The organism is Priestia sp. FSL W8-0001 (assembly GCF_038050335.1).
GTDB lineage: Bacteria > Bacillota > Bacilli > Bacillales > Bacillaceae_H > Priestia > Priestia flexa.
In genome coordinates this window covers 255,001-277,501 of the sequence record NZ_JBBPAL010000001.1, presented here as the reverse complement: position 1 = coordinate 277,501, position 22,501 = coordinate 255,001, and the positions used below count along the sequence as shown (strand labels likewise).

At 40.9% G+C, this 22,501-nt stretch carries 19 protein-coding genes, 2 rRNA genes and 1 riboswitch (1 of these 22 cut by a window edge); of the genes, 2 read left to right on the top strand and 19 right to left on the bottom strand.

Features of this window, described 5'->3' with window-relative positions; translation table 11 throughout:
* Positions 1 to 13: 13 nt before the first annotated feature.
* The gene (pcrA, locus tag MKZ18_RS01535; protein WP_340843003.1) at positions 14 to 2,233 is read right to left on the bottom strand and encodes a DNA helicase PcrA; all 2,220 of its coding nucleotides are present in this window, start codon (positions 2,231 to 2,233) and stop codon (positions 14 to 16) included.
* A gap of 43 nt (positions 2,234 to 2,276) precedes the next feature.
* Positions 2,277 to 2,981 carry a heptaprenylglyceryl phosphate synthase gene (locus MKZ18_RS01530; RefSeq protein WP_062687146.1) on the bottom strand — a complete coding sequence of 235 codons (705 nt, stop codon included), beginning with the start codon at positions 2,979 to 2,981 and terminating at the stop codon, positions 2,277 to 2,279.
* 462 nt (positions 2,982 to 3,443) lie between these two features.
* On the opposite strand from MKZ18_RS01530, the gene MKZ18_RS01525 reads away from it, so the two are divergent.
* Entirely contained in the window at positions 3,444 to 4,826 is a 1,383-nt protein-coding gene (locus MKZ18_RS01525) for a glycine--tRNA ligase (protein WP_061786498.1), read from the top strand.
* 26 nt (positions 4,827 to 4,852) lie between these two features.
* Here the strand turns inward: MKZ18_RS01525 and MKZ18_RS01520 are convergent, their stop codons facing one another.
* Both MKZ18_RS01520 and MKZ18_RS01515 read right to left on the bottom strand, forming a co-directional pair.
* Positions 4,853 to 5,158 carry a YerC/YecD family TrpR-related protein gene (locus MKZ18_RS01520; RefSeq protein ID WP_025909065.1) on the bottom strand — a complete coding sequence of 102 codons (306 nt, stop codon included), beginning with the start codon at positions 5,156 to 5,158 and terminating at the stop codon, positions 4,853 to 4,855.
* Positions 5,159 to 5,279: 121 nt separating this feature from the next.
* The gene (locus tag MKZ18_RS01515) at positions 5,280 to 7,028 is read right to left on the bottom strand and encodes an adenine deaminase C-terminal domain-containing protein (protein WP_078990462.1); all 1,749 of its coding nucleotides are present in this window, start codon (positions 7,026 to 7,028) and stop codon (positions 5,280 to 5,282) included.
* An 83-nt stretch (positions 7,029 to 7,111) separates the two neighbouring features.
* Between MKZ18_RS01515 and MKZ18_RS01510 the strand changes: the two genes are divergently transcribed.
* Positions 7,112 to 7,357 (top strand): YgaP family membrane protein, encoded by a 246-nt coding sequence (locus tag MKZ18_RS01510; protein ID WP_025909067.1) that lies wholly within the window; start codon positions 7,112 to 7,114, stop codon positions 7,355 to 7,357.
* Positions 7,358 to 7,394: 37 nt separating this feature from the next.
* On the opposite strand, the gene purD is transcribed toward MKZ18_RS01510, so the two are convergent.
* The 15 genes from purD to MKZ18_RS01435 all read right to left on the bottom strand — a co-directional run.
* Positions 7,395 to 8,669, bottom strand: a complete 1,275-nt coding sequence (purD, locus tag MKZ18_RS01505; protein WP_025909068.1) for a phosphoribosylamine--glycine ligase — start codon at positions 8,667 to 8,669, stop codon at positions 7,395 to 7,397.
* Between the two features lie 13 nt (positions 8,670 to 8,682).
* Entirely contained in the window at positions 8,683 to 10,221 is a 1,539-nt protein-coding gene (gene purH, locus MKZ18_RS01500) for a bifunctional phosphoribosylaminoimidazolecarboxamide formyltransferase/IMP cyclohydrolase (protein ID WP_061786135.1), read from the bottom strand.
* Positions 10,222 to 10,320: 99 nt separating this feature from the next.
* Positions 10,321 to 10,899: a phosphoribosylglycinamide formyltransferase gene (purN, locus tag MKZ18_RS01495; protein WP_025909070.1), complete on the bottom strand. Its 579-nt coding sequence runs from the start codon at positions 10,897 to 10,899 to the stop codon at positions 10,321 to 10,323.
* Entirely contained in the window at positions 10,896 to 11,933 is a 1,038-nt protein-coding gene (purM, locus tag MKZ18_RS01490) for a phosphoribosylformylglycinamidine cyclo-ligase (protein ID WP_025909071.1), read from the bottom strand. Before purM ends, purN begins: the two co-directional genes overlap by 4 nt.
* Positions 11,934 to 11,959: 26 nt before the next feature.
* A complete protein-coding gene (purF, locus tag MKZ18_RS01485; protein WP_061786134.1) occupies positions 11,960 to 13,372 on the bottom strand; it encodes an amidophosphoribosyltransferase in 1,413 nt (470 codons plus the stop codon).
* Positions 13,357 to 15,579 (bottom strand): phosphoribosylformylglycinamidine synthase subunit PurL, encoded by a 2,223-nt coding sequence (gene purL, locus MKZ18_RS01480; protein ID WP_025909073.1) that lies wholly within the window; start codon positions 15,577 to 15,579, stop codon positions 13,357 to 13,359. Before purL ends, purF begins: the two co-directional genes overlap by 16 nt.
* Positions 15,563 to 16,246 carry a phosphoribosylformylglycinamidine synthase subunit PurQ gene (purQ, locus tag MKZ18_RS01475; protein WP_061786133.1) on the bottom strand — a complete coding sequence of 228 codons (684 nt, stop codon included), beginning with the start codon at positions 16,244 to 16,246 and terminating at the stop codon, positions 15,563 to 15,565. The genes purL and purQ overlap by 17 nt, the downstream gene beginning before the upstream one ends.
* A complete protein-coding gene (gene purS / locus MKZ18_RS01470; protein WP_025909075.1) occupies positions 16,243 to 16,494 on the bottom strand; it encodes a phosphoribosylformylglycinamidine synthase subunit PurS in 252 nt (83 codons plus the stop codon). Before purS ends, purQ begins: the two co-directional genes overlap by 4 nt.
* A 7-nt stretch (positions 16,495 to 16,501) precedes the next feature.
* Positions 16,502 to 17,209, bottom strand: coding sequence for a phosphoribosylaminoimidazolesuccinocarboxamide synthase (purC, locus tag MKZ18_RS01465; RefSeq protein WP_025909076.1), 708 nt, complete (start codon positions 17,207 to 17,209; stop codon positions 16,502 to 16,504).
* 74 nt (positions 17,210 to 17,283) lie between these two features.
* Positions 17,284 to 18,576 carry an adenylosuccinate lyase gene (purB, locus tag MKZ18_RS01460; RefSeq protein ID WP_025909077.1) on the bottom strand — a complete coding sequence of 431 codons (1,293 nt, stop codon included), beginning with the start codon at positions 18,574 to 18,576 and terminating at the stop codon, positions 17,284 to 17,286.
* On the bottom strand, positions 18,573 to 19,718 hold the full coding sequence (purK, locus tag MKZ18_RS01455) for a 5-(carboxyamino)imidazole ribonucleotide synthase (RefSeq protein ID WP_025909078.1): 1,146 nt from the start codon (positions 19,716 to 19,718) through the stop codon (positions 18,573 to 18,575). Before purK ends, purB begins: the two co-directional genes overlap by 4 nt.
* Complete coding sequence (purE, locus tag MKZ18_RS01450) at positions 19,711 to 20,199, bottom strand: 5-(carboxyamino)imidazole ribonucleotide mutase (protein WP_340842974.1); 489 nt, start codon at positions 20,197 to 20,199, stop codon at positions 19,711 to 19,713. Before purE ends, purK begins: the two co-directional genes overlap by 8 nt.
* A 133-nt stretch (positions 20,200 to 20,332) precedes the next feature.
* Positions 20,333 to 20,435, bottom strand: a riboswitch (purine riboswitch).
* An 83-nt stretch (positions 20,436 to 20,518) separates the two neighbouring features.
* Positions 20,519 to 20,722: an NETI motif-containing protein gene (locus MKZ18_RS01445; protein WP_025909080.1), complete on the bottom strand. Its 204-nt coding sequence runs from the start codon at positions 20,720 to 20,722 to the stop codon at positions 20,519 to 20,521.
* A 70-nt stretch (positions 20,723 to 20,792) separates the two neighbouring features.
* Positions 20,793 to 20,908 (bottom strand): 5S ribosomal RNA (gene rrf / locus MKZ18_RS01440).
* A gap of 65 nt (positions 20,909 to 20,973) precedes the next feature.
* Positions 20,974 to 22,501, bottom strand: a 23S ribosomal RNA gene (locus tag MKZ18_RS01435); it runs 1,407 nt beyond the window's last position.

Genomic DNA, 22,501 nt, shown 5'->3' with positions numbered 1-22,501 from the left:
CCTTTTTCACACATTATACTTTTGTTACAGGTGCAAATTTAGCCAACAGACGCTTTACTCCCACTGGACTTGGAAACGCAATGTCCAATTCTTTTGAGTCTCCTTCTCCTTTAACGCTAACCACTGTACCGATACCCCATTTTTTATGCTCCGCTTTGTCGCCAACCCTCCAGCCAATTGATTCGCCACCGGTAGACGTGAGCGTTGTTTTTGCAACGGCCGCTTGTCTGCGAGCAGCATATGGTGATGCGCTTCTTCCGCTTGGCTGCATCGGTGATTTCTTCGCTTCATTCAGCGACTCGATTAACTCAGATGGAATTTCGCTAATAAAGCGTGATGCCGGGTTAACGTTTGTCTTACCGAATAGTGTGCGCATTTGTGCGTTTAATAAGTAAAGTTCTTGTTCCGCACGCGTAATTCCAACGTATGCTAAGCGACGCTCTTCTTCCATTTCCATATCTTCAAAGAGTGAGCGGCTGTGTGGGAATACGCCTTCTTCCATACCAATTAAGAACACAACCGGGAACTCAAGTCCTTTTGCAGAGTGAAGAGTCATTAAGATAACTTGTTCGTTCTCATCTTCCTCTTCATCAAGCTGGTCGATATCAGCCACAAGCGCCAAGTCCGTTAAGAACGCGACTAAGCTTTTATCTTCGCTTGCTTCTTCAAAGGTTTTCGTAACAGATAAAAACTCATCAATGTTCTCTAAGCGACTTTGAGCTTCTATTGTTTTTTCCGTTTTGAGTGCCTCTCGATAGCCCGTTCGCTCAAGTACTTCTTCCACAAGCTCTGTTACAGACATATAGTCTTGCATTTGAGCTAAGTTATCAATCATTGCTTGGAAATCTCGAAGCGTATTCGTTGCTTTGCCGGTTACCCCAATTAGCTCTACTTCATCAAGTGCTTTAAAGATTGAAATATCATGGGTTAGTGCATAGTTTGCTACTTTATCAACAGACGTTGCTCCTACGCCTCTCTTTGGTACATTCACAATGCGCGTTAAGCTAATATCATCATCTTGGTTTGCAATTAAGCGTAAGTACGCCAAAATATCTTTAATCTCTTTACGGTCGTAGAACTTAATCCCACCGACGATTGTATAGTTAATATTCGATTTTAATAATACTTCCTCCATCACACGCGACTGAGCGTTCGTGCGATATAGAATGGCAAAATCGCTATATTTGCGTTTACCAGCATCTACGGCTTCTTTAATTTTACGCGCTACAAATTGAGCCTCATCATGCTCGCTCATTGCCTGATAGCGATAAAGCTTTTGGCCATCCACGTTTTCTGTCCATAAATTTTTCGCTTTTCGGTTCATGTTGTTGGCAATAACTTCGTTCGCTGCTGCTAAAATATTTTTTGTTGAACGATAGTTTTGCTCTAATAAAATAACCGATGCCTTTGGATAGTCCTTTTCAAAAGAAAGAATGTTGGTAATATCCGCGCCGCGCCAGCGATAGATAGACTGATCTGAATCACCGACTACGCACACATTTTCAAAGCGCGCCGCTAGCAATCGAACAAGCATATACTGCGCATGGTTTGTATCTTGATACTCATCAACGTGAATATATTGAAACTTACGCTGATAGTAAGTGAGTACTTCTGGAACACGCTTAAAGAGCTGAATCGTCGTCATAATTAAGTCATCAAAGTCCAGCGCTTGATTTTTCTTAAGGCGCTTTTCATACTTTGTATACACCGTGCTCACGACTTCCTCGTAAGGACCCGCAGCTGTTTTTGCAAAGTCATCCGCTGTTTTTAACTCATTCTTTGCAGAACTGATGCTTCCTAGCAATGATCGTGGATCGAATTTTTTCGGATCTAGGTTTTCTTCTTTTAAGACGTTTTTAATAACCGATAACTGGTCTGTTGAATCGAGAATAGTAAAGTTTCGATTATAACCAATTCTGTCAATGTCTCGGCGTAGGATACGCACACACATGGAGTGGAACGTCGAAATCCAAATATCTTCTGCTACTCCACCAACGATTGCACTAACACGCTCTCTCATCTCACGAGCCGCTTTGTTTGTAAACGTAATCGCAAGGATATTCCAAGGCGCCACTTCTTTTTCAGCCATTAGATACGCGATGCGATGCGTGAGCACACGCGTCTTTCCACTTCCTGCGCCGGCCATGATTAACAGCGGACCATCTGTTGTTTTTACCGCTTCTTTTTGCTCTGGGTTTAATCCCGTTAATAACTTTTCACTTAGAAAATTCATCATTTCACCGCCTAATCAAACATATGTTCTATTTTACTTTACTTTATTTTTCGTTCGCAACATTCTTTTTCACTGCATCTACTGTTTTTAACGCTGTTGATAAATCATCATAGATGACGTTCCCAACAACTACCGTATCTGCTATTTTCCCCATTTCAGTAGCCTGCTCTTTCGTTCTAATACCGCCACCGTAGAAAAGCTTTGTATTAGTTAACGACTTTTTTACCTTTTCAACAATATCAGGATTCCCGTACGTACCGCTATACTCTAAGTAAAAGATTGGTAAATTAAACATTCTTTCTGCCATTTGCGCGTACGCTACAATATCATCAGCGTCTAGGTCTGTTTTCGCACTCGTTAAAGTTGCTACTTTGGCTTCTGAATTTAGCACGCAATACCCTTCTACAAAGATTTCATCCCAATCCATAATTTCTCCATATTCTTTCATTGCGTGATGGTGTAAACCAGAGATCCACTTTGGGTCACTGCTGTTCAATACGGTTGGAATAAAGTAAGAGTCAAAGCCAGGAGTAACTGATTCAATTGTCGATACTTCTAAAGCACACGGCACCGTATAGCGACGAATACGCATTAAAAGCTGCAGCACGTTATCTAACGTAATGCCGTCTGACCCACCCACTATTACCGCGTCTGTACCGGACTCGCATACTTTTTCTAATGCTTCATCTGAAATTTCTTTATTTGGATCTAATTTAAATACGTGTCTCCATTCTTTTACGTCGTACATTGTATGAACCTCCATCTATTTATCCCGCAGCTCTTCACTATGCATTAACTTAACGGACTACTTTCCATTTGTTCATTATAACAAAACTAAGATTGGGAAACGAAACGAAAACTAATCTTTTTTGTCCACATTAATCAAAGCGAAAAAAGCATTTTGTTATAACGGTTATTGTATCCCTGCATAGGATATGCTAATATATAGCTACAAAATTGTATAGCCATACTTTGAAGGATTAATAGTACTTAAACCCTCTGCAGTAGAATAGCGATTTAGGGATAGTGAAAGCCTAAAGCAAGATTTAAGGAAAAGGCAATCTGGAGTATATACATGTTTAAGGTGGATACAGTACGTATCAACCAGGGTGGAACCGCGGGAAAATCTCTCGTCCCTGGGCATATGCTTGCATATGCCCAGAGACGAGAGATTTTTTTTATTACATCATTTATTATTGGAGGAATTATTATGAAAAAATCAATGGATCAAATTGTATCTCACGCGAAGCATCGCGGCTTTGTTTTTCAAGGCTCTGAGATTTACGGCGGCTTAGCAAACACTTGGGATTACGGTCCACTTGGCGTAGAACTTAAAAATAATATCAAAAAAGCTTGGTGGAAGAAATTCATTCAGCAGTCTCCTTACAACGTAGGGTTAGATGCTGCTATTTTAATGAATCCAAAAACATGGGAAGCTTCTGGTCACTTAGGAAACTTCAACGATCCAATGATTGACTGTAAAGATTGTAAAGCGCGCCATCGTGCTGATAAATTAATTGAAGAAAAGCTTCAAGAAAAAGATATTGAAATGATTGTAGACGGTCTTTCTTTTGATGAAATGAAAAAGTTAATTGCAGAGCATGAAATCACTTGCCCAGAGTGTGGTTCCGCAAACTTCACAGAAATTCGTCAATTTAACCTAATGTTTAAAACACACCAAGGGGTAACAGAAAGCTCTACAAACGAAATCTACCTTCGTCCTGAAACAGCTCAAGGTATCTTTGTAAACTTTAAAAACGTTCAGCGCTCTATGCGTAAGAAACTTCCTTTTGGCATTGGACAAATCGGTAAAAGTTTCCGTAACGAAATTACGCCAGGTAACTTTACGTTCCGTACGCGTGAGTTTGAACAAATGGAGCTTGAGTTCTTCTGTAAACCAGGAACTGAACTAGAATGGTTCGATTACTGGAAGAAAACATGTGAACAGTGGCTATTATCTCTAGGTATGAAAGAAGAGAACATTCGACTTCGTGACCATGATTCAGATGAACTATCTCACTACAGTAACGCAACGACTGACTTTGAATACAAATTCCCATTTGGCTGGGGCGAACTATGGGGCGTAGCATCTCGTACAGACTATGATTTAAAACAACATATGGAGCACTCAGGTGAAGACTTCCAATACGTAGATCAAGAAACAAACGAGCGTTACGTACCATACTGCATCGAGCCTTCTTTAGGCGCAGACCGCGTAACGTTAGCGTACATGATTGATGCATATGAAGAAGAGGAACTAGAAGACGGTTCATCTCGTACAGTAATGCGCCTACACCCTGCTTTAGCACCGGTAAAAGCTGCGGTATTACCGCTTTCCAAAAAGCTTTCAACTGAAGCTCAAGCCGTATTTGCTGAATTAGCAAACGACTTTATGGTTGACTACGATGACGCAGGTTCAATTGGTAAACGTTACCGTCGTCATGATGAGATTGGTACACCATTCTGTATCACATTTGACTTTGATTCATTAGAAGATAACCAAGTAACGGTTCGTGACCGCGACACAATGGAACAAAAACGTGTGCCAATTAGCGAGCTAAAATCCCTTCTAGAAGAAGCTGTTAAATTTTAATAAAGAAAAAGCGTGAGACGAATGTCTCACGCTTTTTCTTTATCATCTTGCAGGCGCTCTAATACCATTTGATACGCATCGCTACCATAGTTTAAGCAGCGTTTCACGCGTGAAATTGTTGCCGTACTTGCACCTGTTTCCGTTTCAATCTTATGGTACGTATTTCCTTCACGAAGCATACGTGCTACTTCTAAGCGCTGTGCTAATGATTGAATTTCATTAACCGTACACAAATCATCAAAGAATTGATAGCACTCTTCTATATTTTCTAAAGATAAAATTGCTTCGAATAATTGATCTAATTCTTTGCCGCGAAGTTTGTTAATTTGCATGTGCTGAAAACTCCTTTACACTAAACTTTCTATTCATTATCATTTATTCATGTTGTGTTTCATAAACAAAATTCCTGTCTTTTAAACGCTCTATTACAAAATGCTTTTACACTTTTATATTTTAACGCATTATTGACGGAAAAAGTACCTTTTTATTCATTACGTCATAAATTCCTGCCGGTGTCACTCGAATATAAGGTAAATGAGTAGATGAGAAAAAAAGAAGTGAATAGATTGGGTCTTCATGCTGATAGCCTCTTACTCTTAGCTCTTGTTTTAAATGCTCCTCTTGCGTCATTAAGACTTCCATTTTTGCAGTTGACATGCTTCCATTTAGAGTAAGCGGAAGCTCTGCAACGATTTTTTCACCCTCTGCAAGAGCAATGCCTCCACCCATTTCTTTCATTTTATGATAGGCGTATAGCATATCCTTTTTCGATTTTCCAATAAGAATAAAATCTCCCGTACTAGAAAACGAACTTGCTAATCCTTTAACATGCGTCGCAAAACCTTTCAACAGCGTGTTAATTCGCCATTTACCGTAGCGATCAATGAGCATGAAGAAACATTCATCATGGTTTGTATCTAAGCACTCATCCCCTACATTTAGTTGAATTGAGTAAGGCTCCATAATAACTGCGTTTTTCATATAAACACCCATAGGCATTGAAAATTGAAAGTCATCCATCTTAAGATTCCAGTTACAATCAAGCGGTTGAAATTGATACGAAGCCCAAGGGAAATATGTTTCGTTTTCTTTCTGTTCTTCTCCATTCTTTAAAACCCATTTTCCGCTTGCGAGAACGCTTACTGGTGTTGGACTTTCAGGGCCAGCGAGTAGATTAAGATTAGCTATACATCCAACGCCAATATGACCATGTAAGTGTTCAATATTATAATACCGTGCAATATTCGTAGAAACCATTTTATAGGCATCAATAATCGGCACGTGATGTTCAAGTGCTACCTTCACTAGCATATCTGAAACTCCGTCTGTATAAAAAGATGGTGGGGAACCATCCGTATTCATAGTCAAATGTTCATAATAACTGAGGTCTTCTTCATGTAGTTCATCCAAAATTTTCGGAAGGTCGGGACGAATGGAAGAATAGCGTAGCGATACATCGTACCCTAATGACAGCCTTGAAAGAACATCTTTTCCACTCATAGCCTCGTGATCCGCATCTGCTCCAAGCAATTTCATCTTAACAAGCGTTCGTTCTGAAGCTCCTGGGAAATGTCCTTCAATATGCTTTCCTAGCCGCTTTGCTTCCTGGATCCAATGAAGCATAAGATCATCTCCATTTAGCAAACGAGGCCAGCTCGTAAGCTCTCCTCCTTGTAGGACTGCATCATGATTTAACCACTTTTTAATATGGGCGTGAGAGAAAATCTCTGCTTCGTTTTCAAATTTCGTTTGAGAATCAAAGCGACACCACCAGTACATTGAATATGGTAGCGTTTTCATTTCTTCGATTAATGAAAATGCTGTTTCTGTATCTACTTGCAGCATAAGCATTAAGTTATCGTTGATTAATGTGGTTGTGCCGTGCTTAGCCGCATACTGTGCAAAAGTATGGGGATTATATAATTGAAACGGATGCACATGAGGTTCAATATAGCCGGGCACAATGTACTGGTCGCGACAGTCAAACACTTCCGCAGATGAATCCAGCACAGCTGGCATTGCTTCACCAACGTACACAATGCGGTCGTTAACAATCCAAATGTTAGCTTTCATCCATTTATTTAAACGAGCATTTAAGTAGGTTGTTCCTTTTAATACAATCGTCGGGGATGTTTGATCACTCACAACCGAAAGCTGATTTCGAATTTGTCTATTTCTCCAACGATACATTCCTATCGACATGCGCTGTGCCTCCTTTTGGTTATACTGAATAGATTCCATTTACAAAATAACTTTTATTAATTTATGAGAAAAGGTGATGAAACATGAGACCAAATATTGGAATCATTAATGCTTTAATTCGACTTACGGTTGGCTTTACCCTGCTTTCTTTGGCAACCTCTCGTTTAACAAGACGCCCTTACCGGGATTCTTATTTATGGTTAGCTTTTTTGGCAGCAATGAAAATTGGTGAAGGAATTACGCGCTTTTGCCCTTTAGTATTTGCTTATGACAAATACCAAGAAGACCAACATGACTACACAGAGCGCCCACCGATTAACCCAAGTTAAAATGACCTAAATAAAAAGAAGAGCGAATGCTCTTCTTTTAGTTCTTTGATGCTTTTTCAAGGGCACGATATCCAATATCTTTTCGATAGAAGAAACCTTTTGCTACATCAATATGATTCATTTGTTTGTATACTTCTTCTTGTGCTTGTGAAAGTGTATCTCCTTTAGCTCCTACTAAAAGAACACGTCCTCCATTTGATACGTATGTTTGGCCATCTAAAGCTGTTCCAGCATGGAAAACAAGCGCTTCTTTGTTGATCTTTTCTAAGCCGTAAATTGGATTTCCTTTTTCATAAGATTCAGGATAACCAGCAGCTGCTAACACAATCCCCATAACGGCTTGATTATCCCACTCAATTTCAACGTCTTCGTTGTTTAAAATGCGAAGTAAAACATCAACTAAATCGCTTTTCATTCGCGGTAATACAACCTGTGTTTCAGGGTCACCAAATCGAGCATTAAATTCAATAACCTTTGGACCTTGCGCTGTTTGAATGAGTCCAGCATATAAAATACCCGTATACTCACAGCCTTCTTCAGCTAACCCTTCTGCCATTGGTAATAAAATTGTTTGAACCGCTTTTTCTACTTCAGCCTCACTGATTTGAGGAACCGGAGAATAAGCACCCATTCCACCAGTATTCGGGCCTTTATCTCCGTCAAACGCACGCTTATGATCTTGTGCAATGACCATTGGATATACCTTTGTACCACGTACGAATGCCATTAATGAAAATTCTTCACCGTCTAAAAATTCCTCAACTACAACAGTGGCGCTAGCTTCCTGGAACTTTTGATCAACCAAGAAGTCATGAAGTGTTTCTACAGCTTCTTCAACAGTTAAAGCGACAGTTACCCCCTTACCAGCAGCTAAGCCATCTGCTTTAATAACAATGGGTGCACCTTGTTTTTCTACATACGCTTTTGCCTCTTCGTAAGACGTAAATGTTTCATATGCAGCGGTAGGAATCTCATACTTTTTCATTAATTCTTTCGCAAAGCTTTTGCTTCCTTCAATCATAGCTGCTTTTTTACGAGGCCCAAAAATCGGCAGACCCTCAGCCTCGAAGCGATCTACAACCCCTTCAATTAGAGGATTTTCAGGGCCTACAATTGTTAGTTTGATATCTCTTTGTTTTGCAAAAGCCACTAGCTCATCATGATTGCTTTCATCGATTGAGACAAGCGTTGCCACGTCACTCATACCTGGATTACCGGGAGCTACAAATACTTCATTTACAAGTGGGCTTTTGGACGCTTTCCATGCAATTGTATGTTCTCTTCCACCTTTTCCGATAACTAAAACATTCACGTTCTTCACCTCATTAATGTTTAAAATGTCTTAAGCCTGTAAATACCATTGTAATACCGTACTCATCTGCTTTTGCAATCGACTCTTCATCACGAATTGAACCACCTGGTTGAATAATTGCTGTAACACCAGCTTTAGCTGCTGCTTCAACTGTATCTCCCATTGGGAAGAAAGCATCTGATCCTAAAGCTGATCCTTGTGCTTTTTCACCCGCTTGCTCAATTGCAATTTTCGCTGCCCCAACGCGGTTCATTTGTCCAGCGCCTACTCCGACTGTCATATCGTCTTTTGCAAGTACAATCGCATTTGACTTTACATTTTTCACAACTTTCCATGCTAATTTCAAATCTGCCCATTCTTTTTCTGTTGGCTCACGCTTTGTTGGAACAGAAACCGTAGCATCGTCAAAACCAAATACATCTTCGTCCTGAACAAGCACGCCGCCTTTTACAGATGTTAAGAAGGATTCTTTTTGTGCATTTTCATCAAGCTCTACTGTTAGTAGACGTAAATTTTTCTTCGCTGTTAATACATCAATTGCTTCCTGATCAAATGAAGGAGCAATAATGATTTCTAAGAAGATTTCTTTTAATTGAATAGCTGTTTCGCGATCAATTGGACGGTTTGCTGCTACAATACCACCGAATATTGATGTTGGATCTGCTTCGTAAGCTTTTTGATAAGCTTGAGCAATCGTTTCACCCACACCTACTCCACATGGGTTCATATGTTTGATGGCCACAACAGCTGGCTCCGAAAATTCTTTTACAATCTGAAGTGCTGCGTTCGCATCATTAATATTGTTATAAGATAACTCTTTTCCATGCAGCTGCGTAGCCGTTGCAATTGAACCTTTTTGCGTTAATGGTTTTTTATAGAAAGCCGCTTCCTGATGTGGATTTTCTCCGTAGCGTAATCCTTGAACACGCTCATACGTTACTGTTAGCTTTTCAGGAGTCTTTTCACCCGTAATATTTGTTAGGTATTCAGCAATTAACGCATCATAAGCTGCCGTATGACGGAATACTTTCGCTGCTAGGCGCTGGTTTGTTTCAAACGAAACGTTTCCATTTGATTTTAATTCTTCTACTACGGTCGCATAGTCAGTTGGATCGACAACAACTGATACCGAACGATAGTTTTTAGCAGCTGAACGAAGCATTGTTGGTCCACCAATATCAATGTTTTCAATTGCTTCAGCAAGCGTTACATCGTCTTTTTCAATTGTCTTTTTAAACGGGTATAAGTTTACAACTACAAAGTCGATTGGTGAGATATTGTGCTCTTTCATTTGTGCCTGGTGCTCTTCGTTATCGCGTAACGCTAATAAAGCGCCATGAACATTGGGATGTAGCGTTTTTAAACGGCCATCTAAAATCTCAGGAAAACCTGTTACTTCAGAGATACCAATTACATCAATGCCGTTTTCTTCTAGCGTACGCTTTGTACCGCCAGTCGAAATAATTTCCACTCCTAATTCCTTCAGTTCTTTAGCAAATGAAACAATACCTTCTTTGTCAGATACGCTAATAAGCGCGCGTTTTACTGTCATTTTGTAAACTCCTCCTGATTCGATCTCTCTTTTTATAACTTTCTTACACTATCACTCTACCATAGTAAAGCATTAAAACTTTTTTGACAACCCAGTCTATTATTTAACCACAAGCTGTTGAAACAGCTTGTTGAGTACTTGAGGATAAAACGTATGCTCAATCTCATGGATACGAGCTTCAACAGTCTCTCTTGTGTCTTCCTCATTTACACGAATTGCTTGCTGGTCAATAATCGGCCCCGTATCCATTCCTTCGTCTACAAAATGTACGGTAATACCAATAACCTTTACACCAGCATCAAATGCTTGCCCAATGGCATCCATGCCTGGGAACGCTGGTAATAATGAGGGATGAATATTAACAATTCGATTTTTATATGGTTGAAGTAATGTTGGACCAACTAAGCGCATGTAACCTGCTAATACTAGAAAATCTATGCTATTAGCCTGTAATTCGTTTAGAATTGCTTGTTCATAAGCTGCTTTATCAGGAAAGTCTTTAGGTGAGCAAACAAAGCACGGAATACCACATGCTTTTGCTCGCTCGATTACATACGCTTCTGGCTTATTACAAACCACAAGCTTAATCGTCGCCTTTAATTGACCCGATTGCGTTGCTTCGTATAGAGATTGAAAGTTGCTGCCGTTTCCTGAAGCAAAGACTGCAATATTCATCATCCAAGCACGCCTCCACTAAACTCTACCCCATTGCCTTCTGTCACGCGTCCAATCACAAACGCTTTTTCCCCTTTGCTTTCAATCGCATTGATGACCGCGTTCATTTCTTCTGGCTCTACCGCTAATACAAACCCAATTCCCATATTAAAAACTTCAAACATTTCTTTACGCTCTAAGCCACCATACTCTTGAAGGAAATCAAAGATTTTTGGAATTGGCCAAGAACCGTAGTCAATTTCTACTCCTAAACCATCTGGAAGCATGCGAGGAATGTTTTCAATAAACCCTCCGCCTGTAATATGGGCCATGCCTGCTACTTTTGCTGCTTCTAACGCTTGAAGCACAGGCTTTACATAAATTTTAGTTGGTGTTAAAAGCTCAAGGCCAAGAGCTTGATCAAATCCTTCATATACCTTTTGAAGATCCAGCTTTTGATCATCAACGATTTTCCGAACCAGTGAATAGCCATTGCTATGAATACCGCTTGATGAAATACCTACTAGTAGCTGTCCTGGCTTTACGTTCTCTCCAGTAATAATTTCCGATTTCTCAACCGCTCCAACTGTAAATCCAGCTAAGTCATATTCATCTTCCTCATATAACCCAGGCATTTCCGCTGTTTCACCGCCAATTAATGCACAATTTGACTGCTCGCATCCATCCGCAATTCCTTTTACAATTGCTTCGATTTTTTCAGGGACTGCTTTCCCACATGCAATATAATCCAGGAAATAAAGAGGCTCTGCACCTTGTACAACCACATCGTTTACACACATCGCTACAGCATCAATCCCGATAGTGTCGTGCTTATCCATTTGAAAAGCTAATTTTAATTTTGTACCAACACCGTCTGTTCCTGATACTAAAACAGGCTCTTTTAAGTTTAAGGAAGATAGATCAAACATTCCTCCAAATCCACCCACTGTGCCCATAATACCTTTACGCTCTGTTCGTGCAACGTGCTTTTTAATACGTGAAACGGCCTCGTAGCCTGCTTCTAAGTCAACTCCAGCTTGCTTATATGAATATGACATATTGTCACTCCTTTTTTACATTGAAACTAACAAGTTACTTTCTCATGTGGGTGTACGGTATCAGGATAAATTTCTGTTGGATATTTTCCTGTGAAACAAGCCATACACTGTCCACCATTTTCATAATCTCGACCGATTGCTTCAATTAATCCTTCATTGCTTAAGAACTCCAAAGAGTCCGCTTCAATTAATTCACAAATTTCTTGTACAGAGCGAGTTGCTGCAATTAGCTCGGATGAAGAAGATGTATCAATTCCATAGAAGCATGGATTTTTGATTGGAGGTGCACTAATACGAACGTGAACTTCTTTCGCTCCTGCTTCTCGTAGCATGCGAACGATACGGCGACTTGTCGTTCCTCGAACGATTGAGTCATCAACCATGACAACACGCTTACCTTCTACAATCTTACGCACCGGAGACAGCTTCATTTTCACGCCTTGTTCGCGCAGCTCCTGTGATGGTTGAATAAACGTACGGCCAACATAGCGATTCTTAATTAATCCTAACTCATACGGAATACCTGATTGCTCAGCAAATCCAATGGCCGCTGAAATACTAGAATCCGGAACACCAGTTACAACATCTGCTTCGATTGGAGATTCCATCGCTAGCTGTTTTCCTAGGTTTTTACGTGCTGAATGCACATTAATACCATCAATGTTACTGTCTGGACGTGAGAAATAAATGTATTCCATACTGCAAATTGCACGATTTACATTTAACGTAAAGCGCTCAGATTTTATTCCTTCATCATCAATAATTAACAATTCTCCAGGTTCTACATCACGTTCGTGAACTGCTCCTACAATATCAAATGCACATGTTTCTGATGCCACGACATAAGCATCTCCTAGACGACCAAGTGATAGTGGACGTAAGCCATTTGGATCTAAAGCAACCATCATGGCATCTTCAGTTAAAATAACAAACGCATACGCACCCTTTACCATGGAGAGTGCATTTTTTACTTTGTCTTTCATATCACTATAGCCACTACGCTTAATTAAATGTGCTAACACTTCTGTATCAGAGGTGGATTGAAAAATGCTGCCTTGATTTTCAAGTTGGTGCTTTAGCGCATTGGCATTTACTAAGTTACCGTTGTGAGCTAATGCAATGCTTCCGTTATGAGAGCGGAAGTGAAGGGGCTGAACGTTTTCAAACCCTCCACCTCCTGCTGTTGCATAGCGCACGTGACCGATTGCTGCTTTTCCTTGAAGCTGATTAAGTTCACCGTGGCCGAATACTTCATTTACAAGGCCAACGCCTTTTGCCACGCTGACTTTTTCTCCATTTGTAACGGCAATTCCAGCTCCTTCTTGACCGCGGTGCTGAAGGCTGTGAAGGCCATAGTAAGCGATTTGACTTGCATTTTCATGACCCCATATGCCGAATACGCCACATTCTTCGTTTAAACCTTTTATTTCAGCAAGCATGGAATAGCTCCTTTCCAAGCTTTCGTTAAGTCTTGAACAAATTGTTGTACAACTGCATTTCCTTCATGCTTAATTGTTAATTCTCCGTTTTCAGTTACGCGTCCCACTAGCTTAGCATCCGCAACAATACTCTCGAAAGCCTGTTGATTTTGTGGTGCTACTGTCACAATAAAGCGTGATTGTGTTTCACTAAATAACTCTGCTGTTAGGTCACCGTTCACCGTAACTTCTACTCCAAGCCCGCTACCATTCATTACTTTCTCTGCTAGGGCTACCGCAAAACCACCTTCTGCAATATCATGTGCAGATTGTACAGTTCCTTGACGGATTGCTTGAAGAAGCTGATCTTGACGTGCTTTTTCTACTGATAAGTCTAGAGCAGGCGATTGGCCAAATACCTTACCGCTTTCAATTACTTTTTGAAGCTCAGTCCCAGCAAATTCTGCTTTTGCTTCGCCAATTACATAAATTAAGTCTTCTGCTTGTTTGGCATACTGAGTTGTAATATGCTTCACATCGTCAATTAGTCCAACCATTCCAATAACAGGTGTTGGGTAAATTGCTTCACCTTTTGTTTCGTTATAAAGAGACACGTTACCACCGATTACTGGTGTTGAAAGCTGACGGCAAGCGTCGCTCATTCCGTCCGTTGCTTTTTCAATTTGCCAGAAAATTTCCGGCTTTTCTGGATTTCCAAAGTTTAAGCAGTCGGTAATTGCTAAAGGCTGTGCACCTGAACATACAAGATTGCGAGCTGCTTCGGCTACGGCAATGCGTCCACCTACTTCAGGATCTAGATAAAGATAGCGAGAGTTACAGTCGGTTGTCATTGCTAATGCTTTATTTGTATCTCGCACGCGTACAACGGCTGCATCAGAACCAGGTGATACAACTGTATTTGTACGCACTTGATAGTCATATTGATTATAAACCCACTCTTTGTTTGCAATCGTTGGTTGTTGTAAAAGCTTCACTAGCATATCACTATGATTGTCTACTGTTGGTGCGTAAGCAGGTTGAGCTTGAAACTCACGGTAATAAGCTGGCTCTGCTGATGGTTTGTGATACACAGGTGCATCTTCTGCTAACGCATCAACTGGCACATCCGCTACCACTTCACCTTTATGAGTTAAACGAAGGCGTTTGTCATCTGTTACGTGACCAACTGATACTGCTTCTAAACCGTAGCGCTCTACGATATCTACAATCTCTTGCTCACGGCCTTTTTCAACAACGATTAGCATACGTTCTTGTGATTCAGAAAGCATCATCTCGTAAGGAGTCATACCTGTTTCACGCTGAGGTACAAGATCAAGATTCATTTCGATACCAGAACCTGCTTTACTCGCCATCTCTGCTGATGAACTCGTTAAACCAGCCGCTCCCATATCTTGAATACCAACTAATGCATCACATTTAATTAACTCTAAGCATGCTTCAAGAAGAAGCTTTTCCATAAATGGATCTCCCACTTGAACTGCTGGACGTTTTTCATCTGATTGATCTGAAAGTTCCTCTGATGCAAATGTTGCTCCATGGATACCATCGCGGCCCGTTTTAGCACCGACATACATCACCGTATTGCCAACACCTTTTGCTTGGCCTTTTTGGATGTCTTCGTGGTTAATTAAACCTACACACATTGCATTAACTAATGGGTTTCCTTCATAAGAGTCTTCAAACTGAATCTCTCCACCCACTGTTGGGATCCCAACGCAGTTACCGTAACCTGCAATCCCTGCTACTACTTCCTCAAACAAATGACGAACTTTTGGAGACGTCAGCTCTCCGAATCGTAAAGAGTTTAACAGCGCAATTGGTCTTGCTCCCATTGAAAAGACGTCACGGATAATTCCACCTACACCAGTTGCTGCTCCTTGGTAAGGTTCAATGGCTGATGGATGATTGTGACTTTCAATTTTAAATACAACTGCTTGATTATCGCCGATATCAACAATCCCTGCGCCTTCACCTGGTCCTTGAAGTACTTTTTCACCAGTAACAGGGAATTTCTTCAAAACAGGCTTAGAGTTTTTGTAGCTGCAGTGCTCTGACCACATAACAGAGAATAACCCTGTTTCTGTGTAGTTAGGCGTACGACCTAATAATTGCTCTACATTTGCAAACTCTTCATCTGTTAATCCCATATCTCGATATAGCTTTTGCTCTTTAATTTGCTCTACATTTGGTTCAAGAAGTAACGACATTTTGTTCCCTCCACTGCTTTACGATTGATTGAAATAATTTTAGTCCATCTGCGCTACCTAGAATATCACTAACTGCTCTTTCTGGGTGGGGCATCATTCCTAATACATTTCCTGCTTCATTTGAAATTCCTGCGATGTTTTGAAGACTTCCATTTGGGTTATCTTCGTATTGGAAAAGGATTTGATTGTTTTCAACCAATTGTTGTAACATTTGTTCATCGCAATAGTAATTACCTTCACCATGTGCTACTGGAATTGCAATGATTTCGTCTTTGCCATAAGCATTTGTAAACATAGTTTCATTGTTAGCTACTTTTAAGTTAACGGTTTTACAGATAAATTTTAAATTTTCATTGCGACGCATAGCTCCTGGTAAAAGACCTGCTTCTAAAAGAATTTGGAACCCGTTGCAAACGCCTAATACAGGTTTTCCAGCCGCTGCTGCCTTTTTCACTTCATCCATTACGTTCGAAAAGCGTGCAATTGCACCTGAACGTAAGTAATCTCCGTATGAGAAGCCACCTGGTAACAGGATACCGTCATATTCGTCTAAAGACTTAGCATCGTGCCAAACATATTCTACTTCCTCACCAAGTTCATCTTTAATTGCATGATACATATCTACGTCACAGTTTGATCCTGGGAACACAATTACAGCAAATTTCACTGTACGACAACCTCCTCAACCTCGTAACGATAGTCTTCAATTACTGTATTCACTAAAAGCTTTTCACACATTTCTTTCACTCGCTCATCTAATGCATCTGTGCTATCAATTGTTAGCTCTAAGAACTTACCGATACGAACTTCTTGTACTTCTTCATAAGACATACGGTGTAATGAATTTTTAACGGCTACGCCTTGTGGATCTAGTACACTTTCTCTTAATGTGACAAATACTTTTACTTTATACATGGTTGGGTTATCCTCCGATTCGCTGTAAGATTTTTTCGTATGCTTCTGTTAAACCGCCTAAATCTCTGCGGAAAACATCTTTATCTAATTTTTCGTTTGTATGAACATCCCAGAAACGGCAAGTGTCAGGTGAAATTTCATCAGCCAAGATGATATCTCCTTGAGACGTACGACCAAACTCTAATTTAAAATCAACTAAGAAAATGTCTCTCTCTTTAAAGAAAGAAGATAATACTTTATTAATTTGAAGTGCTTGTGCTTTTAAGCTATCAATCTCTTCTTGAGTTGCAGCTTGTAGGAAAATGGCATGTTCGTCAAGGATTAACGGGTCTCCTAACGCATCATCTTTGTAATAAAGCTCTACAATTGGATTTTCAAATCGAATACCTTCTTCAACCCCAATGCGCTTAGCTAAACTACCGGCTGTTGCGTTTCGAACCACTACTTCAAGCGGAACGATTTCAACCTGCTTTACTGCTTGCTCATAGTCAGATAGTTGTTTTACAAAATGTGTCTGAATTCCTTTTTCATGAAGCATTGAAAATAGCAAACTACTAATTTGGTTATTTAACTTTGCTTTTCCTTCAATCTCAGCTTTCTTTTCACCGTTAAATGCTGTTGCTTCATTTTTGTAAGCAACCCACAGTACATCTTGTTCATTTGTTGCATAAATCTTCTTTGCTTTTCCTTCGTAAAGTAGCCCTTGCTTTTCCATGCTGACACCTCTATATCCAGAATATTCTGATACCCATTTTTGCAGAAAGGCAAGGACTTACCTTGCCTTTTTTATTAAAGACCTAAACGTTCAAAAATCATATCTACACTTTTCAGATGATGCGTATGATCGAAGCAGTCATCAATTTCTTCTGCTGTTAAATGTTTTGTAATGCGCTCTTCTCCTTCGATTAGAGAGCGGAACGGGACTTGTGTTTCCCAAGCTTCCATCGCTTTAGGCTGAACTAGATCATATGCTTCTTCACGAACCATACCTTTGTTAATTAACGTTAGTAACACGCGCTGTGAATAAATTAAGCCGAGCGTACGATCCATATTGCGCTTCATGTTGTCTGGGAATACCGTTAAGTTTTTCACGATGTTTGCAAAACGATTTAACATGTAGTTCAGTGCAATTGTTGCATCTGGTAAGATAACGCGCTCTGCAGAAGAATGTGAGATATCACGTTCGTGCCAAAGTGGTACGTTATCATAAGCTGTTACCATGTATCCTCGAATTAGTCGTGCTAACCCCGTCACGTTTTCTGAACCAATTGGGTTACGCTTATGCGGCATAGCTGATGATCCCTTTTGACCTTTTGCGAAGTATTCTTCTACTTCACGTGTTTCACTCTTCTGAAGGCCACGAACTTCTACTGCAAACTTCTCAATTGAAGTTGCAATTAACGCTAGTACAGACATATAGTGTGCATGACGATCACGTTGTAGAGTTTGTGTAGAGATAGGAGCTGGCGAAATACCAAGTTTTTCACATACATACTTTTCAACAAACGGGTCGATGTTAGCAAACGTTCCAACTGCTCCAGACATTTTCCCAAACTCTACTTCAGCAGCTGCTCGCTTCAAACGCTCTAAGTTACGCTTCATTTCTTCGTACCATAACCCCATCTTTAAGCCAAATGTTGTTGGCTCTGCGTGGACACCGTGCGTACGACCCATCATAACCGTATATTTATGTTCTTGTGCTTTTTCTTTTAATACCTCAATAAAGCGCTCAACGTCGTTTACTAAAATATCGTTTGCTTGTTTAAGTAGGTAAGATAAAGCTGTGTCCACAACATCTGTAGAAGTTAAACCATAGTGTACCCACTTACGCTCTTCGCCAAGTGTTTCTGATACCGCACGAGTAAACGCAACAACGTCATGTCGTGTTTCAAGTTCAATTTCATTGATTCGATTAATATCAAAAGATGCATTTTCACGAATTAGCTTTACATCTTCTTTTGGAATGTGTCCTAATTCAGACCATGCTTCACAAGCTAAAATTTCAACTTCTAGCCAAGCTTTAAATTTATTCTCTTCAGTCCAAATTGCTGCCATCTCTGGTCTTGTATAACGTTCAATCATATTGTTAATTCCTCCGTTCTTTCCCATATTCCCAATGATTCGGCTTTTTCTACCGCCTCATCTATCTTATCAGCTAATACAGTAATATGTCCCATTTTTCGTTTATGTTTCGGAACTTTTTTTCCGTACAAATGAAGGTGCATATCGTCTAAATATTCGATTTTTGCCATTGTTTCTTCAATATGCTCTCCTAATAGGTTAACCATAACAGCAGGTTTTAACAATGTTGATTGAACTAGCGGCCAGTTACAAATCGCTCGAACGTGCTGCTGAAATTGCGATAAGCTGCAAGCATTGATTGAATAATGTCCGGAATTATGTGGTCTTGGTGCTAATTCATTAATATAGAGATTGCCTTCTTTTGTTAAGAACATCTCAACAGCAAGAGTCCCAACTAAGTTTAGGCCTTTTGCAATTTCTTTTGCATATTCAATTGCCGTTTGCTCTTGGCTAGCTGTAATACGTGCTGGCACAATGGTTTGGTGTAAAATATGATCTTTATGAATGTTCTCAGCAACTGGTAAGCATACAATGTCGCCTCTCATATTTCGGTGAACGATTACAGAAACTTCTTTATCTAAGTTCATCCATTGTTCTACGATACATTCAGACTGTGATAATAATCCTTCTGCTTCAACTACGTCATGACTGCTTTTTAAAAGAACTTGCCCTTTGCCGTCATAGCCTCCTCTACACGTTTTTACTACGCAAGGATAGCTAATCGTCTCGACAGCCTTTAACAGCTCTTCTTTATTCTTCACAATGGCATACTGAGGTACGTTTAGATTTAGATTAGTAATCATTTCTTTTTCTAAACGACGATTTTGAGTAACTGCTAATAAACGACTTCCTTGTGGCACATAACATTTCGTTTCTAACCACTTCATCATCTCAACATCAACGTTCTCAAATTCATATGTGATTACATCTGAAACTTCTGCAAGTCGTTCAATTGCCTTTCGATCGTCATAGGCACCAATCACTTTAATATCAGCTACTTGACCACATGGAGAGTCTTCTGTAGGTTCTAAAACAGCTATATAGTAACCCATTTCCTTAGCAGCTAGGGCAATCATTCTCCCTAGCTGGCCTCCGCCAACAATCCCTATTGTTTTTCCTGGACGTATAAGAACATTAGACAAGTTGATCACTGCTTTCTAATACGGATAATCGAATTGATTCTCTTCTCTCATCTAGCTGTTTACTAATGCTCGAATCTGATGTACCTAAAATTTGAGCTGCAAGCAAGCCTGCATTTGTTGCTCCTGCTTTGCCGATTGCTACTGTTGCGACCGGAACACCTCCGGGCATTTGAACGATGGACAGCAATGAATCTAAGCCATTCAAGTTACTTGATTTAACCGGTACACCAATCACAGGCAATACTGTTTTTGCAGCAATCATACCTGGTAAATGTGCTGCTCCCCCTGCTCCTGCGATAATAACTTGAATTCCTCTTTCCTTTGCTGTTTCGGCGTATTCAAACATATAATCTGGAGTTCTATGTGCCGATACAACTTTCTTTTCGTAAGCAATATCTAATTCTTCTAAGATGTCACAAGCATGTTGCATTGTAGACCAATCTGACTGACTTCCCATGACAACAGCAACTTTTACATTCATAGATAAAAGCTCCTTTTTTAATTTATAAAAAAAGCCTAGAATGATGTGATTTCCAAAAGGAAAGTCACAATCACTCTAGGCTTTATTAATTCGTACCTTTACTATAAGTTGCAGGATACGAATAGTTAATCCTAATTGATTGTTCTTTCCTCATAGTCCAATAATTTACGGTTATTGGGTAGAAACTCTCAGGCCATATTCCTGAATATTATATGAGGTTTCGTTTCTCTTATTTGCAACTTAATGATAACAGCCAACCATGAAAAAAGTCAACTCAAAAATCGAATATTTAACTTTTAATTTTTAATAATGTTCGTGTTTAAAGTGATTTTCCTTCAAATATGATTTGTTGCTTTACAGGAACATGCTCTTTAACCCCATTCTTGACCGTTTCTTCAAAGATAGGCTTTTCTATTCTTCTCACAGGCATATAGCCATCTTTTTTCATACGATCTAAACAATCAGCAATCGTTTCATTTTCACCTACTTCATACATAGCTTTTTTCTTTTTCTTCTCACTCATAGTAAAATCTCCTTTTTATTCGAGAATATAGAAAAAAGGCTAGTCATTTGACTAGCCTTTTTTCGCTGTTGCCTGGCAACGTCCTACTCTCACAGGGACAAAGTCCCAACTACCATCGGCGCTAGAGAACTTAACTTCCGTGTTCGGCATGGGAACGGGTGTGACCTCTCTGCTATCGCCACCAGACATGTTTTGAGATTATTCTCTCAAAACTAGATAACATTTCGCTGAGTACTTCGTGTACTATCGTTTTGGTTAAGTCCTCGATCGATTAGTATCAGTCAGCTACACACGTCGCCGTGCTTCCACCTCTGACCTATCAACCTGATCATCTTTCAGGGATCTTACTAGCTTGCGCTATGGGAAATCTCATCTTGAGGGGGGCTTCATGCTTAGATGCTTTCAGCACTTATCCCGTCCACACATAGCTACCCAGCGATGCCTTTGGCAAGACAACTGGTACACCAGCGGTGTGTCCATCCCGGTCCTCTCGTACTAAGGACAGCTCCTCTCAAATTTCCTACGCCCACGACGGATAGGGACCGAACTGTCTCACGACGTTCTGAACCCAGCTCGCGTACCGCTTTAATGGGCGAACAGCCCAACCCTTGGGACCGACTACAGCCCCAGGATGCGATGAGCCGACATCGAGGTGCCAAACCTCCCCGTCGATGTGGACTCTTGGGGGAGATAAGCCTGTTATCCCCGGGGTAGCTTTTATCCGTTGAGCGATGGCCCTTCCATGCGGAACCACCGGATCACTAAGCCCGACTTTCGTCCCTGCTCGACTTGTAGGTCTCGCAGTCAAGCTCCCTTGTGCCTTTACACTCTACGAATGATTTCCAACCATTCTGAGGGAACCTTTGGGCGCCTCCGTTACTCTTTAGGAGGCGACCGCCCCAGTCAAACTGCCCACCTGACACTGTCTCCCAGCCCGATCAGGGCTGCGGGTTAGAATTTCAATACAACCAGGGTAGTATCCCACCGACGCCTCCACCGAAGCTAGCGCTCCGGCTTCTCAGGCTCCTACCTATCCTGTACAAGCTGTACCAAAATTCAATATCAGGCTACAGTAAAGCTCCACGGGGTCTTTCCGTCCTGTCGCGGGTAACCTGCATCTTCACAGGTACTATAATTTCACCGAGTCTCTCGTTGAGACAGTGCCCAGATCGTTACGCCTTTCGTGCGGGTCGGAACTTACCCGACAAGGAATTTCGCTACCTTAGGACCGTTATAGTTACGGCCGCCGTTTACTGGGGCTTCGATTCAGAGCTTCTCCCAAAGGATAACCCCTCCTCTTAACCTTCCAGCACCGGGCAGGCGTCAGCCCCTATACTTCGCCTTGCGGCTTCGCAGAGACCTGTGTTTTTGCTAAACAGTCGCCTGGGCCTATTCACTGCGGCTCTCTCGGGCTATACACCCTACCAGAGCACCCCTTCTCCCGAAGTTACGGGGTCATTTTGCCGAGTTCCTTAACGAGAGTTCTCTCGATCACCTTAGGATTCTCTCCTCGCCTACCTGTGTCGGTTTGCGGTACGGGCACCTCCCGCCTCGCTAGAGGCTTTTCTTGGCAGTGTGGAATCAAGAACTTCGGTACTATATTTCCCTCGTCATCACAGCTCAGCCTTATGATGAGCGGATTTGCCTACTCATCAGCCTAACTGCTTGAACGCGCATATCCAGCAGCGCGCTTACTCTATCCTCCTGCGTCCCCCCATTACTCAAACGGCGGGGAGGTGGTACAGGAATATCAACCTGTTGGCCATCGCCTACGCTTTT

What these genes read in the sequence shown, in the direction of transcription:
- purF (WP_061786134.1), bottom strand. Translation starts at nt 13,372, where the DNA reads ATGCTTGCTGAAATAAAAGGTTTAAACGAAGAATGTGGCGTATTCGGC.
- MKZ18_RS01445 (WP_025909080.1), bottom strand. Translation starts at nt 20,722, where the DNA reads ATGAGTGAGAAGAAAAAGAAAAAAGCTATGTATGAAGTAGGTGAAAAT.
- purS (WP_025909075.1), bottom strand. Translation starts at nt 16,494, where the DNA reads ATGTATAAAGTAAAAGTATTTGTCACATTAAGAGAAAGTGTACTAGAT.
- pcrA (WP_340843003.1), bottom strand. Translation starts at nt 2,233, where the DNA reads ATGAATTTTCTAAGTGAAAAGTTATTAACGGGATTAAACCCAGAGCAA.
- purH (WP_061786135.1), bottom strand. Translation starts at nt 10,221, where the DNA reads ATGACAGTAAAACGCGCGCTTATTAGCGTATCTGACAAAGAAGGTATT.
- purN (WP_025909070.1), bottom strand. Translation starts at nt 10,899, where the DNA reads ATGATGAATATTGCAGTCTTTGCTTCAGGAAACGGCAGCAACTTTCAA.
- purE (WP_340842974.1), bottom strand. Translation starts at nt 20,199, where the DNA reads ATGAATGTAAAAGTTGCTGTTGTCATGGGAAGTCAGTCAGATTGGTCT.
- purB (WP_025909077.1), bottom strand. Translation starts at nt 18,576, where the DNA reads ATGATTGAACGTTATACAAGACCAGAGATGGCAGCAATTTGGACTGAA.
- purM (WP_025909071.1), bottom strand. Translation starts at nt 11,933, where the DNA reads ATGTCATATTCATATAAGCAAGCTGGAGTTGACTTAGAAGCAGGCTAC.
- MKZ18_RS01530 (WP_062687146.1), bottom strand. Translation starts at nt 2,981, where the DNA reads ATGTACGACGTAAAAGAATGGAGACACGTATTTAAATTAGATCCAAAT.
- MKZ18_RS01515 (WP_078990462.1), bottom strand. Translation starts at nt 7,028, where the DNA reads ATGTCGATAGGAATGTATCGTTGGAGAAATAGACAAATTCGAAATCAG.
- MKZ18_RS01520 (WP_025909065.1), bottom strand. Translation starts at nt 5,158, where the DNA reads ATGCAAATTAACAAACTTCGCGGCAAAGAATTAGATCAATTATTCGAA.
- MKZ18_RS01525 (WP_061786498.1), top strand. Translation starts at nt 3,444, where the DNA reads ATGAAAAAATCAATGGATCAAATTGTATCTCACGCGAAGCATCGCGGC.
- MKZ18_RS01510 (WP_025909067.1), top strand. Translation starts at nt 7,112, where the DNA reads ATGAGACCAAATATTGGAATCATTAATGCTTTAATTCGACTTACGGTT.
- purL (WP_025909073.1), bottom strand. Translation starts at nt 15,579, where the DNA reads ATGTCGTTACTTCTTGAACCAAATGTAGAGCAAATTAAAGAGCAAAAG.
- purC (WP_025909076.1), bottom strand. Translation starts at nt 17,209, where the DNA reads ATGGAAAAGCAAGGGCTACTTTACGAAGGAAAAGCAAAGAAGATTTAT.